Origin of the sequence: Mesorhizobium sp. Root157 (genome assembly GCF_001427385.1) — a bacterium.
Classification (GTDB): domain Bacteria; phylum Pseudomonadota; class Alphaproteobacteria; order Rhizobiales; family Rhizobiaceae; genus Mesorhizobium.
In genome coordinates, this window is sequence record NZ_LMGJ01000020.1 from 1 (window position 1) to 12,146 (window position 12,146).

10 protein-coding genes and 1 pseudogene are annotated in these 12,146 nt (G+C 61.1%); 7 read left to right on the forward strand and 4 right to left on the reverse strand.

What is annotated here, in order from left to right; translation table 11 throughout:
* The 5 genes and pseudogenes from ASD64_RS12060 to repC form a co-directional block, all read left to right on the forward strand.
* Window positions 1–1,186, forward strand: a pseudogene (locus ASD64_RS12060) (transketolase); the annotation flags it as partial.
* Window positions 1,187–1,203: 17 nt separating this feature from the next.
* Window positions 1,204–2,526 carry an MmgE/PrpD family protein gene (locus ASD64_RS12065; protein ID WP_056105439.1) on the forward strand — a complete coding sequence of 441 codons (1,323 nt, stop codon included), beginning with the start codon at window positions 1,204–1,206 and terminating at the stop codon, window positions 2,524–2,526.
* 638 nt (window positions 2,527–3,164) lie between these two features.
* Window positions 3,165–4,451 carry a plasmid partitioning protein RepA gene (gene repA, locus ASD64_RS12070; RefSeq protein ID WP_082549975.1) on the forward strand — a complete coding sequence of 429 codons (1,287 nt, stop codon included), beginning with the start codon at window positions 3,165–3,167 and terminating at the stop codon, window positions 4,449–4,451.
* Window positions 4,452–4,462: 11 nt separating this feature from the next.
* On the forward strand, window positions 4,463–5,533 hold the full coding sequence (gene repB / locus ASD64_RS12075) for a plasmid partitioning protein RepB (RefSeq protein WP_056105454.1): 1,071 nt from the start codon (window positions 4,463–4,465) through the stop codon (window positions 5,531–5,533).
* A gap of 251 nt (window positions 5,534–5,784) precedes the next feature.
* Window positions 5,785–6,996, forward strand: coding sequence for a plasmid replication protein RepC (gene repC, locus ASD64_RS12080; protein WP_056105441.1), 1,212 nt, complete (start codon window positions 5,785–5,787; stop codon window positions 6,994–6,996).
* A gap of 149 nt (window positions 6,997–7,145) precedes the next feature.
* Here repC and ASD64_RS12085 read toward each other — a convergent pair whose 3' ends face one another.
* The 4 genes from ASD64_RS12085 to ASD64_RS12100 all read right to left on the reverse strand — a co-directional run bounded on the left by ASD64_RS12085 (window position 7,146) and on the right by ASD64_RS12100 (window position 10,054).
* The gene (locus tag ASD64_RS12085; RefSeq protein WP_056105442.1) at window positions 7,146–8,165 is read right to left on the reverse strand and encodes an LLM class flavin-dependent oxidoreductase; all 1,020 of its coding nucleotides are present in this window, start codon (window positions 8,163–8,165) and stop codon (window positions 7,146–7,148) included.
* Window positions 8,166–8,283: 118 nt separating this feature from the next.
* Window positions 8,284–9,414, reverse strand: a complete 1,131-nt coding sequence (locus ASD64_RS12090; protein ID WP_056105444.1) for a site-specific integrase — start codon at window positions 9,412–9,414, stop codon at window positions 8,284–8,286.
* Window positions 9,411–9,797 (reverse strand): type II toxin-antitoxin system VapC family toxin, encoded by a 387-nt coding sequence (locus ASD64_RS12095; RefSeq protein ID WP_056105446.1) that lies wholly within the window; start codon window positions 9,795–9,797, stop codon window positions 9,411–9,413. The genes ASD64_RS12090 and ASD64_RS12095 overlap by 4 nt, the downstream gene beginning before the upstream one ends.
* Entirely contained in the window at window positions 9,797–10,054 is a 258-nt protein-coding gene (locus ASD64_RS12100) for a type II toxin-antitoxin system VapB family antitoxin (protein ID WP_056105447.1), read from the reverse strand. Before ASD64_RS12100 ends, ASD64_RS12095 begins: the two co-directional genes overlap by 1 nt.
* 169 nt (window positions 10,055–10,223) lie before the next feature.
* On the opposite strand from ASD64_RS12100, the gene ASD64_RS12105 reads away from it, so the two are divergent.
* Window positions 10,224–11,246 carry a DUF1403 family protein gene (locus ASD64_RS12105; protein WP_056105456.1) on the forward strand — a complete coding sequence of 341 codons (1,023 nt, stop codon included), beginning with the start codon at window positions 10,224–10,226 and terminating at the stop codon, window positions 11,244–11,246.
* 3 nt (window positions 11,247–11,249) lie between these two features.
* Window positions 11,250–11,972, forward strand: coding sequence for an SMC-Scp complex subunit ScpB (scpB, locus tag ASD64_RS12110; protein ID WP_056105450.1), 723 nt, complete (start codon window positions 11,250–11,252; stop codon window positions 11,970–11,972).
* The last annotated feature ends 174 nt before the right edge of the window (window positions 11,973–12,146 follow it).

Below are 12,146 nucleotides of genomic sequence, written 5' to 3' on the forward strand. Positions count from 1 at the left end.
CCCCCGCCACTCACCGCGTTGGGGGAAGGTTCACATGGCTCAATTCTCAATGGAAATTATGCGCCTAACCGGCTCAGTTCCGCGTGGAAACCAACAGCCTGATGTCAGCGTGTCCACCAACCTTGGTCCCTGGATCAACAAGCGCGGGATTTTTGCCGGTCAACACGAAGACGACGTTTTTCGAAAAGAACGCATTGCATCACCGTTCGTGTGGGAAGGATCACCGGCCGGCCAACATATTGAACTCGGCATCGCCGAAATGAACCTGACGACCCTTTTGTCAGCGCTCGGCCTGTCGCACTCCCTGTTTGGTGAGAGGCTGTTTCCTGTCGGTACGCTCTATGATCCCTTTATCCAACGGTGCCTGGATGGGTTGAACTATGCCTGTTACCAGGACGCTCGCTTTATGCTCGCTGCGACTCCTTCCGGCATAACCCTCGCCCCAGAAGGGGGCGCGCATCAATCGATCTCGACGCCTCTGATCGGCTTGGCACAAGACGGGCTTGCTTCCTTCGAACCATCCTTCGTCGATGAACTGGCGATCATCATGCGTTTTGCCTTCGACTACATGCAAGGCTCTGAAGGAACCCTGAGAGACCCTGAAACCTGCTTGTGTGATGGCGCGGGCGGCTCGGTATATCTGCGGTTGTCGACCCGTCCGCTCGAACAGCCCGTGCGTCAACTGACAGATATGGACGAGAAGAATATCGCGAGCGGCGGTTACTGGTTGAGGAAACCAGGACCAAATGCCGAAGTCGTCATCGCTTACACAGGGGTCGTTGCACCGGAGGCAATCCGCGCAGCTGGCTTGCTGGGCGAGGACAGGCGCGATGTCGGACTACTTGCGATCACCTCAGCCGATCGCCTTTATGCCGGCTGGACGGCAGCAGGTCGGGAACGGGAGGCTGGCATCACTGATGTCCAATGCCATGCCAAACGGCTTTTGGCAGGGGTTCCCACGCGCTGTGGGCTGGTGACCGTTCTCGATGGGCACCCGGCCACACTTGCGTGGTTGGGCTCCGTCTATGGCCACCGGACCCGCTCGTTGGGAGTGGAACATTTTGGACAAACGGGGACGATAGACGAGCTGTACCGGCACTACGGTGTGGACACCTCCGCGATTTTGCGCGCCACGCAAGCGGTTGCCCCCGGACGCCCGCTTCGCCATGACTGGCTTGCGGCGTGAGAAAGGTCACTGCAGCTATGGAGTATACATCTCAGATCTTGGCGCGTTTCTGTTCGCGCGTTTCCATCGACGATATTCCAGGAGAGGTCTGGGACGCGACCGAGCGGGCGCTACTCGACACGATCGCCGCCATCATGGGTGGGGCCGGCACGCAAAACGCACAATCCACGCGAACTGCAAGTCTCGACATTTTTGGGACGGGTGCCTTTAGAGCCTGGTGCTCAGATGGTGATGCCATGCATTTTCTAGGAGCGCTGTTTGCAAATTGTGCAGCAGCTAGCGCTCTTGACGTAGACGACGGACATCGAGGTGCGGCCGGTCATCCGGGAGCTGCCATTGTCCCAGCCGTTCTTATGGAGTGTCAAAAGACGCCTCTACCCGGAGAAGATGTCCTTGCAGCTATTGCGATAGGGTATGACGTCGCCCTCAGGGTTGGGCAAAGTCGGCGCCGCCACGACGAGATTAGCTACGCTAGCGGCATTTGGACTTGTTATGGTGTAGCGGCCGCGCTCGGACGATTGAGAGGCCTGTCGGAGCACGATATGACCCATGCCATCGCAATCGCTGGCGCCGAGGCACCCCAAAATCTACCCCAAGGTGCTTGCCTGGCCAGCTCCGTCAAGGGTAGCAGCCCATGGTCGACGGTCACAGCCGCAGTAGCCGTAGCCCGCGCCGCAGCAGGGGCAACAGGATCGATCGATCTTCTTGACAGACCGACGGCGTTTGACGTCGCAGCAATCTGCCAGGATCTGTCGAAGCGTTGGCTGATTACAGAGACGTATCAAAAGCCATACGCATCGTGCCGATATACCCACCCTGTGATCGATGCCATCTTGCAGTTGAGACCTGAAGCGGGATGGGAGCTGTCGGCAATTCAATCAATCAACGTCGAGATTTTTCCGGAGGCGGAAAAGCTGCCGAACAATGTAGCGCCCTCATCGCTGGAAGATGCACAGTTTTCTGTCCCGTTTGCGGCCGCTCTTGCGGTGGTGAAGGGAGCTTCCGGATTCCGGCCGCTTCTGCCTAACAGCCTCGTGGACCCTCGCGTGCTTGACCTCGCCAAGCGAATATCCATCGACTATTCGGCCGTCGATTTCATCAACACCTTCCCTGCGCGCACCTCAGCGCGGGTGTTACTAACGATCAATGATGGACATCTAGGCGCTCAGGTCGACTATCCAATTGGAGATGTGGCAAATCCGATGACGATCGAGGCCATTGAGCAAAAGCTTGCCGATTTCGGCCGCGACGACGCACAGTCCAAGGCCGAATTGCTCGTGGCAGAGGTAAAGGCGTTACGGCGGTCGGATAGCCAGCGTTTACTGGATCTGTTGATCTGATTCGAGAGCAGGCGCGGAGTGGTTGCATATGACGAGGATCGCAGGGTCCTCGCGCAGATCTGTAGCGGCGCGCGTCTTCGAATTGGCCGCTTGTTGATCGTGCGCACTCTCTTTGTCGCGCCACGTGACCGGTCACCTCTGTTGTCGTGACGCTTCCATGAAGAACGTGGTCCGTTCAAAATCTGCGTATTGAGCGATAGAAAGACCGCGTTAAAGCGAGGAGCCGCACCCGAGTGGGGTGATGGTCGGCCAGCGGCTGATGATCTGACACACCCATCGACAGGCTTCTTTCCGGTTGCGTTTGCAAACATGTCTAATACCGAGCTTGCATGACACGGTTGGCTTGGAGGACGCGGCCCAGCCGAGAGACTCTCCAGCGGGTGCTAGGTTGTTGACAGCTGTCAACGTGGTCGAGTGCGATGCAGGAGCGCGCGCGGGTAAATGGTTAATTTCCATTAACTATAATTCGCTTGACCCGACTCGACCCCTCGCTCATCCTGTTACGGTATTTTCCGTATGGTGCCGTATTTTGCGTAACTGATCGCCGCTCGCGTTATCTCTGTATAGCTCCGTAATACACAGATGCGGCGTAGGCGAGATTCGGAATCGCTGGCGAATCGGCGCATAAGGGTTCTGGCATGGACATGACCCGTCCTGGAGAGGTTTTGGACTTGGCGATTTCAGGCCAGCAAACGGCTAGTGCGAAGCTGATCGACACCGATCGGGACTGGTCGACGGATCGTGCCATCGCCAGAGACGCCGAACTGCTGTCGGCTCAGCTTCAGGCCATGCGGGACCGGCTTTACGCGCCGGCGTCCAACAAAATGTTGCGTCGTTTCTCCAGCGGTGAGGCGGCAAGGCTGATCGGTGTCTCAGACGGTTATCTCCGCCAGCTTTCCATCGCTGGGGACGGTCCGCAGCCGGAGACGGGCGCGGGTGGCCGGCGCTATTATTCGCTGGGGGACATCAACGGGCTGCGTCGGCATCTGGCTGAGCAGAACCCGGCCAAGGCGCGCACCTACCTGCCCCGCCGCGATGAGGCGAAGGGTGAGCATATGCAGGTGATCGCGGTCACCAATTTCAAGGGCGGCTCGGGCAAGACCACGACCAGCGCGCATCTGGCGCAGCATCTGGCGTTGGCGGGCTACCGGGTTTTGGCCATCGATCTCGATCCGCAGGCCTCGCTTTCAGCGTTGTTCGGCTACCAACCGGAGCTTGACCTCGACGGCAACGACACGCTTTATGCCGCCATCCGTTATGACGACGAAGGCCGACCGCTCTCGGAGGTGATCCGCAACACCTATTTCGATGGGCTCGACATCGTGCCGGGCAATCTCGAATTGCAGGAGTTCGAGCATACGACGCCGCAGATGCTGGCCGCCCGCCAGGGCGACGACAAGGACGGCCCGATGTTCTTTGCGCGGGTGCAGGCAGCGCTTGCCACGGTTGCCGAGCGCTATGACGTCGTCGTCATGGATTGCCCGCCGCAGCTTGGCTTCCTGACGCTTTCGGCGCTGTGCGCTGCGACTTCGGTGCTGGTCACCATCCATCCGCAAATGCTCGACGTCGCCTCGATGAGCCAATTCCTGTTCATGACCGCCGATCTTCTTTCGGTCGTGCGCTCGGCCGGCGGCGAGCTCAGCTTCGATTTCATGCGCTATCTCGTCACTCGTTATGAGCCTAATGACGGACCGCAGACGCAGATCGTCGGCTTTCTGCGTTCGCTGTTTGGTGAAAGGGTGCTGACGGCGCCGCTGGTCAAGTCGACCGCCTTCTCAGATGCGGGGCTGACCAAGCAGACGCTCTATGAGGTTTCGCGCGAAAGCTTTAGCCGTGCCACGTACGACAGGGCGATGGAATCGTTGACAGCTGTCAACGGAGAGATCGAAAGCCTTCTCATGAAAGCCTGGAACAGGCCGGCATGAAGGAGGCTCGAATGGCAGGACAAAACCGCAAGAACCAGTTGAGGGCACTGTTCCAGACGGTGGAGCCGGTTGCCGAGCGTGCGGCGGATACACCATCGCAATCGGCTGAACCCGCATCACATCCCCCTGCCCCGATGCCAGAAGCGCGCGCCCGCGCCGCCTCAGGCGCGGTCAAGGCGATGGGGCTTTCGCTCGGTGGCCTGTCGCGAGAGATCGAGGACGCGCGCCGGCTGAAGGAGAGCCTGAGTGCTGCCGATCGCGTTATCGAGATCGAACCGGAACTGATCGATGCGTCCTTCGTCAACGATCGCTTGGGCCACGACGACAGCGACGAAAGTTTTCAGACGTTGATGCAAAGCGTCGGGACCAGCGGCCAGCAAGTACCGGTGCTGGTGCGCCCTCACCCCGAAAAACCTGGTCGCTTCCAGACCGCTTATGGCCACCGCCGCATTCGCGCCGCAGCCCGGCTTGGCCAGCGCGTGCGCGCCATCGTGCGCGACCTTAGCGACACTGATCTGGTGTTGGCCCAAGGCAAGGAAAATAACGAGCGCACGGACCTTTCGTTCATTGAGCGTGCCTTCTTTGCCCACGCACTGATCGAGCGCGGCTTCGAGCGCAGCGTGGTGCAAGAGGCGCTGTCGCTCCACAAAGCGGAGATGACACGCTATCTCCAGGTGGCGGAAGCGGTGCCACTGCGCATCGCCAGCGCCATTGGTCCGGCTCCCAAGATCGGCCGCCCACGCTGGATGGCGGTGGCCGATCTGCTTAAAAGCGAGGCGGCGCTGAGCAAGGCCGACGACGAGATCACGACGGAGCGTTTCCGTGCGGCCGCCAGCAGCGATCTGCGCTTCAACTTGTTGTTTGCGCGGTTGCAACGCAAGGCAGTCAAGGTCGGACAGGCGCGTGAGGTTCACGACGGAGAGGGCAGGGCGGTCGCTTTGGTCAGTATCGCCAAGGGCAAGGCCCGCGTCGAATTCGTGGACAAGATCGCCGACGGTTTCGAGGACTTTCTGGGTGAGGAACTGCCCAAGCTGCTGGAAAGATTCCGGCAGGGGGCAAGCGGCCCGGCCGAACAGGGGTGAACTTATCCAATGCCGGCAAACAGGGCCGATGCTTTGCGTTCAGCCCAGCCGGCGAGGGTGCGTAGGGTGTTGGTAGCGTAGAAAACGGAAAACAGAAGGATAGATCGGCAAGAAAAAGGCCCCCGAAATGTCGCCATTCCGGAAGCCCTCATCAATGTAGCAATTGTGAGAGAATCATTTCCGGATCGACTTGTCAACACTGGACGCGTTCCGGGATGCCTTTGGTTTGCCCTTTATTGAGGTGAACGAGGATGATCGAGCATATCTCGACGACGCCCTTTGGGCGGCGGTCGCTGACGTCTGCCATGATGGCAGGGCAAATGGCGGCTGAGCGCTGCGCGCCTGGCGCCAGCGCCAATAAATGGCAGGTCTTTCGGGCCGTCTGCGAGGCCAAGACGATGCTTGGTGCCAGCGACCGCGCATTGGGGATACTCAACGCCTTGCTGAGCTTCCACCCGGACGCGGATCTCGTGGAAGGAGAGGGACTGGTAGTGTTTCCTTCCAACGCGCAGCTTGCGCTTCGCGCGCATGGCATGGCGCCGGCAACGCTGCGGCGACATTTGTCAGTCCTGGTGGAATGCGGCCTCGTCGTGCGCCGCGACAGCCCCAACGGTAAGCGCTATGCCCGCAAGAACCAGGGCGGCGAGATTGAACTGGCTTTTGGTTTCGACCTGACGCCCCTCTTGGCGCGCGCGCAAGAGTTCGAGCGCATGGCCGAGGCAGTGCGTGGCGAGAGGCAAGCCTTACTGCTGGTCAAGGAGCGCATCACCATCCTGCGCCGCGATATAGGCAAGATGATTTCATTCGGCTTGGAGGAGGGGATTCCGGCTGATTGGCAGGGCCTGCATCTCGCTTATCGCGAGATCGTTTCACGAATCCCGCGCACGGCAAGCCGGTTTGAACTGGAGCCGATAGCGGCGGCCCTAGGCGACCTAGCCTTGGAGGTACGCAAGCTGCTGGAAAACCATGCTAAAACACAGAATCCAGACGCCAATGAGTCTCATTTTGAGCGCCACATACAGAATTCAAAAACCGACTCTCATGAACTTGAACCTCGCTCTCGAAAAGAGCAGGGGGCCGAAGCCGCACCAAAGCTGGAAACCAGGAGCCAGCCACCAACGGGCTATCCGCTTGGGCTGGTGCTGCGGGCTTGCCCCGACATTGCCAACTACTCCCGTGACGGAATATCGAACTGGGCGGGGCTGGTCGATACCGCAAATCTGGTGCGCGGCGCGCTTGGCGTCAGTCCTGACGCTTGGCAACAGGCTTGCGAGGCCATGGGGGCCGTGGATGCGGCGATCTGTGTAGCGGCGATCCTGCAGCGGGCGGAGCATATCAAGAGCCCCGGCGGCTATTTGCGCAGCTTGACTGACAAGGCGCGGTCTGGACAGTTTTCGATCGGGCCGGTGCTGATGAGCCTGTTGCGGGCTGTCGGGCGCGGTGAGGGAGCGAAAACAGGGTGACGACTCACATTGCCCTGCAGAGCGGCCACTTGGAAACGCGTTGTGATGGCATGCGACCGTGGGGCTATGTTTCAGCAAAAGAGGTCACAACGGCCCAACCTCGACTTTCCGTAAGAAGGGCCAGGCAAGGTCGGCCTCGGTACTTGGTGTCATCGCCAACCCATGGCCGGGGCGACGTGGGAGAGGATTGCCTCGATGACATGGGCGTTGTAGGCGACGCCGAGCTGGTTCGGGACGGTGAGCAGCAGTGTGTCAGCCTCGGCGAGGGCCTCGTCCTTTTTCAGCTCTTCGATCAGGATGTCCGGTTCGGCAGCATAGCTGCGCCCGAACACGGCACGCCTGTCCCCCTCGATGTAGCCGAAATGGTCCTCGCTGTCGTCGCCACCGAAATAGGCACGGTCGAGATCGGTCACCAGCGCGAAGATCGAGCGGCTGATCGATACGCGCGGTTGTCGCGCGTGGCCCGCAGCTTTCCACGCTTGTCGAAAGGCCCGAATCTGCTCGGCCTGCTGGACGTGAAAAGGCTTTCCGCTCTCATCGAACTTGAGCGTTGAGCTTTGCAGATTCATCCCCCGCTTTGCCGCCCATTCCGCGGTGGCGTTGGTGGCTGCGCCCCACCAGATGCGTTCGCGCAGACCCTCCGAATGCGGTTCTACGCGCAGCAGGCCAGGAGGATTGGGAAACATCGGCCGCGGGTTGGGTTGGGCGAAGCCGTTGCCCCGCAAGGCTTCGAGAACCACTTCCGCGTGGCGGCGGGCCATGTCGGCATCGCTCTCGTCCTCGTCTGGCTGGTAGCCGAAATGGCGCCAGCCATCGATCACCTGCTCAGGCGAGCCGCGGCTGATACCCAACTGCAAACGCCCGCCGGCGATGAGGTCGGCAGCACCCGCGTCCTCGACCATGTAGAGCGGGTTTTCATAGCGCATGTCGATGACGGCGGTGCCGATTTCGATGCGGCTCGTCTTCGCGCCGACCGCTGCCAGCAGCGGGAACGGCGAGCCGAGCTGGCGGGCAAAGTGATGCACGCGAAAATACGCCCCGTCTGCACCCAGTTCCTCGGCGGCGACGGAAAGCTCGATGGACTGCAGCAATGCGTCGGACGCTGATCGTGTCTGCGACCGGGGCGAGGGCGACCAATGCCCGAAGGACAGAAAACCAAGCTTTTTCATGAGAGATGCCGTGTGAGGGTGAAGGTGTTCGGTTATTTAGGCATGGAACCGTTGGTGCGCCACATCGAATTCGGGCCTGAAAAACATGAAAAGGGCAGGGGAGGGAATTTTTCTCCGGCTACAGCCCGCTCGCCTTGGTGAGATTGACGCGGAAGCGGTCGCGGCGGCGCTGGTATTTGCGGGTCATTTCGGCCGAGGCGTGGCCGAGTTGCTTTTGCACATAGCGTTCATCGACCTCGGCCGAGGAGGCCAGGCCGGCCCTGAGCGAATGCCCGGAGAATTTCCGGCCGCGTTCTCCCTCCGGCAGATCGCCGCGTACGCCAGCGGCAAGCGCTGTCCGCTTGACCAGCCGCGCCACTTCCTGTGCGTTGAGCCGGTCGGAGCCGACTTGTTTGCTCTGACCGGTCACGCGTCGAAACAGTGGCCCATGGCTTATTTTGGCGAATTTCAGCCAGGTTTGGAGCGCCACCACCGGGCAAGTGGCGTCGGACGAGCCGCGGCCGATCTCGACCTCGCGCCAACCGGTTTTGCCGCGCAGGGTGACCACAATGCCTTTGTCCAGAATCTCTATCCATCCGCTGCCGTCTTCGGTCTGGTCGCGAGAAACGTCGAGGCCAACAATTTCAGAGCGGCGCAACCCGCCGGCAAAGCCGAGCAGCAGCATGGCGCGGTCGCGCAGGCCGCGTAAGGTTCCACGGTCGAGCGTTTCCAGCATGGCGATCAGGTCCTCGGGCAGGATCGCTTCCTTCTGCCGGGGAGGGGAGGCGTGTTTGTTGCGAATGCCGGCCATGACCGTCGCGATATGCCGGTCTTTTCTATCCAGCGGTTGGCCGCGTTGAGAAAAATTCCAGGAGAGCGAGGACAGACGCCGTTCGATGGTCGACACCGTCTTTTTGTCCCTACCGGTCGCGGCCGCAAGTGCGGTTATGTAGAGGCCAACAGTCTGCGGATCAGGCGGTACCGTTTCGACGCCTTGGCGCCGGCACCAGCTGGCAAAATGCTTCCAGTCGGAGGCGTAGGCGCGGCGCGTGTTGGCGGAACTGGACGCCTCGACGTACTCTCGCGCGCGGTCGGCGAGTGCGTCGAGGTGTGCCGGCAGGCGAGGATTGGTAACGGCCGGAAGGGGAGGGGAGGGAGCCTCTTCGTGGGGACCGCCCTCGGTACGGCCCATTTCCATGACGACGTCGATGATGTCCGGCAGATCTTCATTGCCGGACGCGACCGATGAACCGCTGCCAAAATTGCTCATGCGGCCTCGATATCCGTCTGCGCAAAATCCTTGCCGATGAACAACAGCGGCTCGTCGGCCCGTTTTGCCAAAGCGTAGGAAAGGCAATCGGCAAAATTCAGGGCGGCCGGATGGCGGCCCTTGCCGTAGGCGAGCCAGGCCTGGGTGGCGAGATCGACCAGTTCGACATCGACGGGAATGACGTCGGCGGCGATTTTGTTGAGCCATAGGTCTATCTCGGCCAGGGCGTGCTCACCGCGCCGACTAATCAACACCATGCGCGCCTCGAGCACGCAAGTTGCGGGGACGAGGCGGATCGTTTCGGAGACCAGCGCGCGTTCAAGCCTCGCCGCTTCAGGCTCGTTGCGCAAAATTGCGACAATGGCTGAGGTATCGATCACCATCAGTTCGGGATACCATGCTCGTCATAGCCGACGATCTCCTCATCACTGCGGCGATCGACTTCAGGCAGTCGCGCCACGCGTTCCCTGATGGCGCGCAATTCTGAGAGCAGACGGTCTTGAGTGGTGTCAGCGTAGCCCAGGCGGTGCAGGCGCTCGCTGAGCGCCTGATGAATGGCGGCAGTCTTGCTGACCCCTTGGCGGCGGGCGAGCTCGTCGGCCAGCGCGACGGTGGCCGGGTTTTTGATGTTCAGGGACACGTGAGGCTCCTAATTTCTACCTTTCTTATACTTTCTACCACCAAAAGCGAGTTGCTGTCAATAATGAACGATAATGCAACATTATCATTCGTTTTATATTGTCGACGGGCGCAGCGCTTATTGTCCATTTTTGTTGCTAAAAGCGCCGCCATTGTTCATCGTGCTGTCGATGATTCTGCGTCCCAAATCCTTTCCGCGCCACTACCCCACGCTTCCCGGTGCCCCTTCGACCGTGGCGCTGGCACCGGTGCCGGCCTGGCTGCGCCGCGCCGTCCCGGATGCGAAAAGCCTTGCGAGCAAAGACATCGAGGATGTCGCGCTCGCCGCCGGCGCCGCCATCGGCGCGCTCGATCAAGTCGTGCGCCGGGAAGAAAAATGGGCCGGCGTCTGGCGGCAGCGCCTGGCGCTTACAGCCGCCGCGGTGACGGCCAGGCAGGCTGGCCGCGTCGAGGATGAAAGCGCGCTGCGCGATGCGGTGCTGCTCACACGCCCGGGCGATTTTTTGTCCGTCGGCCCCGCCGGATCAATGCTACTCGCCTGGCGCCGGCTGGCGGCCCGGCCCGCAGAAGAATTGTTGACGTTGAAAAACCTCGCCGTGGTGTTGAAAGAGTTCGGCTACGGTCCGGATGATGAGGTGGTCAGCGATCTGGCGGATGATCTCCGGCAATTCGCCGCCGGCGCTGGCATGGTCGCAATGCTAACCGGCCCGCTCATGGCTACCGATCGATATGGCTTCGGGCGCTCCGTCGGAGCCTGGTTCGCCGACACTCTGCTGGCGCAATGTCTGGGTTGGGCATATGCGGTGCCACTGCTGGGCGCCGAAGCGCTTTTGGGCATAAGCGCTCGCCCGCGTCGATCGGTGGCCAGCTCTGTCGCGACACGCATTGAGTCAGATCTGGAGCGTGCCAAAAGTCTGCTTGCCGCCCAGGCGCGCGCTGCGCTGCGCGCCATCGATCTGTCCGCCGAGCTGGGTCGCCGCGCCGATCGGCTGCTTGCGGTAGCACCGAAGTTGCGGGCCAAGGGGTCGGCCCTCGTTGTCAACAGGCTCCTGTCTAACGACGCGCTCGTGGCTTCAGAAGAAATCGCGGGGATAAGCGATCGCGGGCTGCGGCGGCTGTTCGACCGGCTGGTCGAACTCGGCGCCGTGCGCGAGCTGTCCGGCCGCGCCACATTCCGCATCTACGGGCTATAGGAAATGGCTGAAGCAGCGCGCAGGCGAGGGGGGAGCCGGTCAGATGACCGTCGATCAGCTGACCAGCTGTTTGACCGGGAGCTGGACCACCTGCCGCCGGAGGCGCGCTGGCGCGAATGGATGCACCGCGTCGAGGCAATCATCTTTGCCGCCAGCGAGCCGGTGACACGCAGTGTCCTCGCGCGCGTGGTTGGCGCCAGCTGTAGTATCGACCTTCTCATTGACGATATTCGCGAGGAATTGCGCGGCCGACCCTATGATCTTATTGCGGTGGCCGGCGGCTGGAAACACCTGACCCGGCCTGCCTATGCCGACGCCATTCGAGCGGCCGTTGGCGGTAGTGAGAAGGCCGTGGACCTGACGCAGTCCGAGGTGCTGGTGATGATGGCCATTGCCTATTTTCAGCCGATCACGCGCGGCGAACTGTCGAGCTTTTTTGGCAAGGAAGTTTCCCGCGACCTGATCGGCCGTCTGCGCGGCGCCGGCCTGATCGCGTCGGGACCGCGCAGCCCGACGCCCGGCGCGCCCTATACGTACGTGACGACGAAAGCGTTCCTGCTGGAGTTCGGGCTCGATACGCTGCGCGACCTGCCGGATTTCGAGGCGCTCGAAGACGCCGGGCTGTTGTCGAAGGAAAAACTGCTCGCGGGGGACATTCCGGCAAGGCTGGCGAATGGTGAGGACGACGAAGAAGAGCCAGAGGCCAATGTCGACCAACCATCTTGAGAGGGGCGTTGTTGGGTTAGCGCTCAGCAGTGGACAGAAGTTCACGGCCAGGATGACTGGTCCTTGTCAGGCGAAATGAGAAATTGACCCCCGAACGAAACGAAGAACTGACCCCTCGTTTTTGAGAGGATCAGTAGATGAGCGCAGAATTTCCATCGAAGCTCGCCGTGTCGA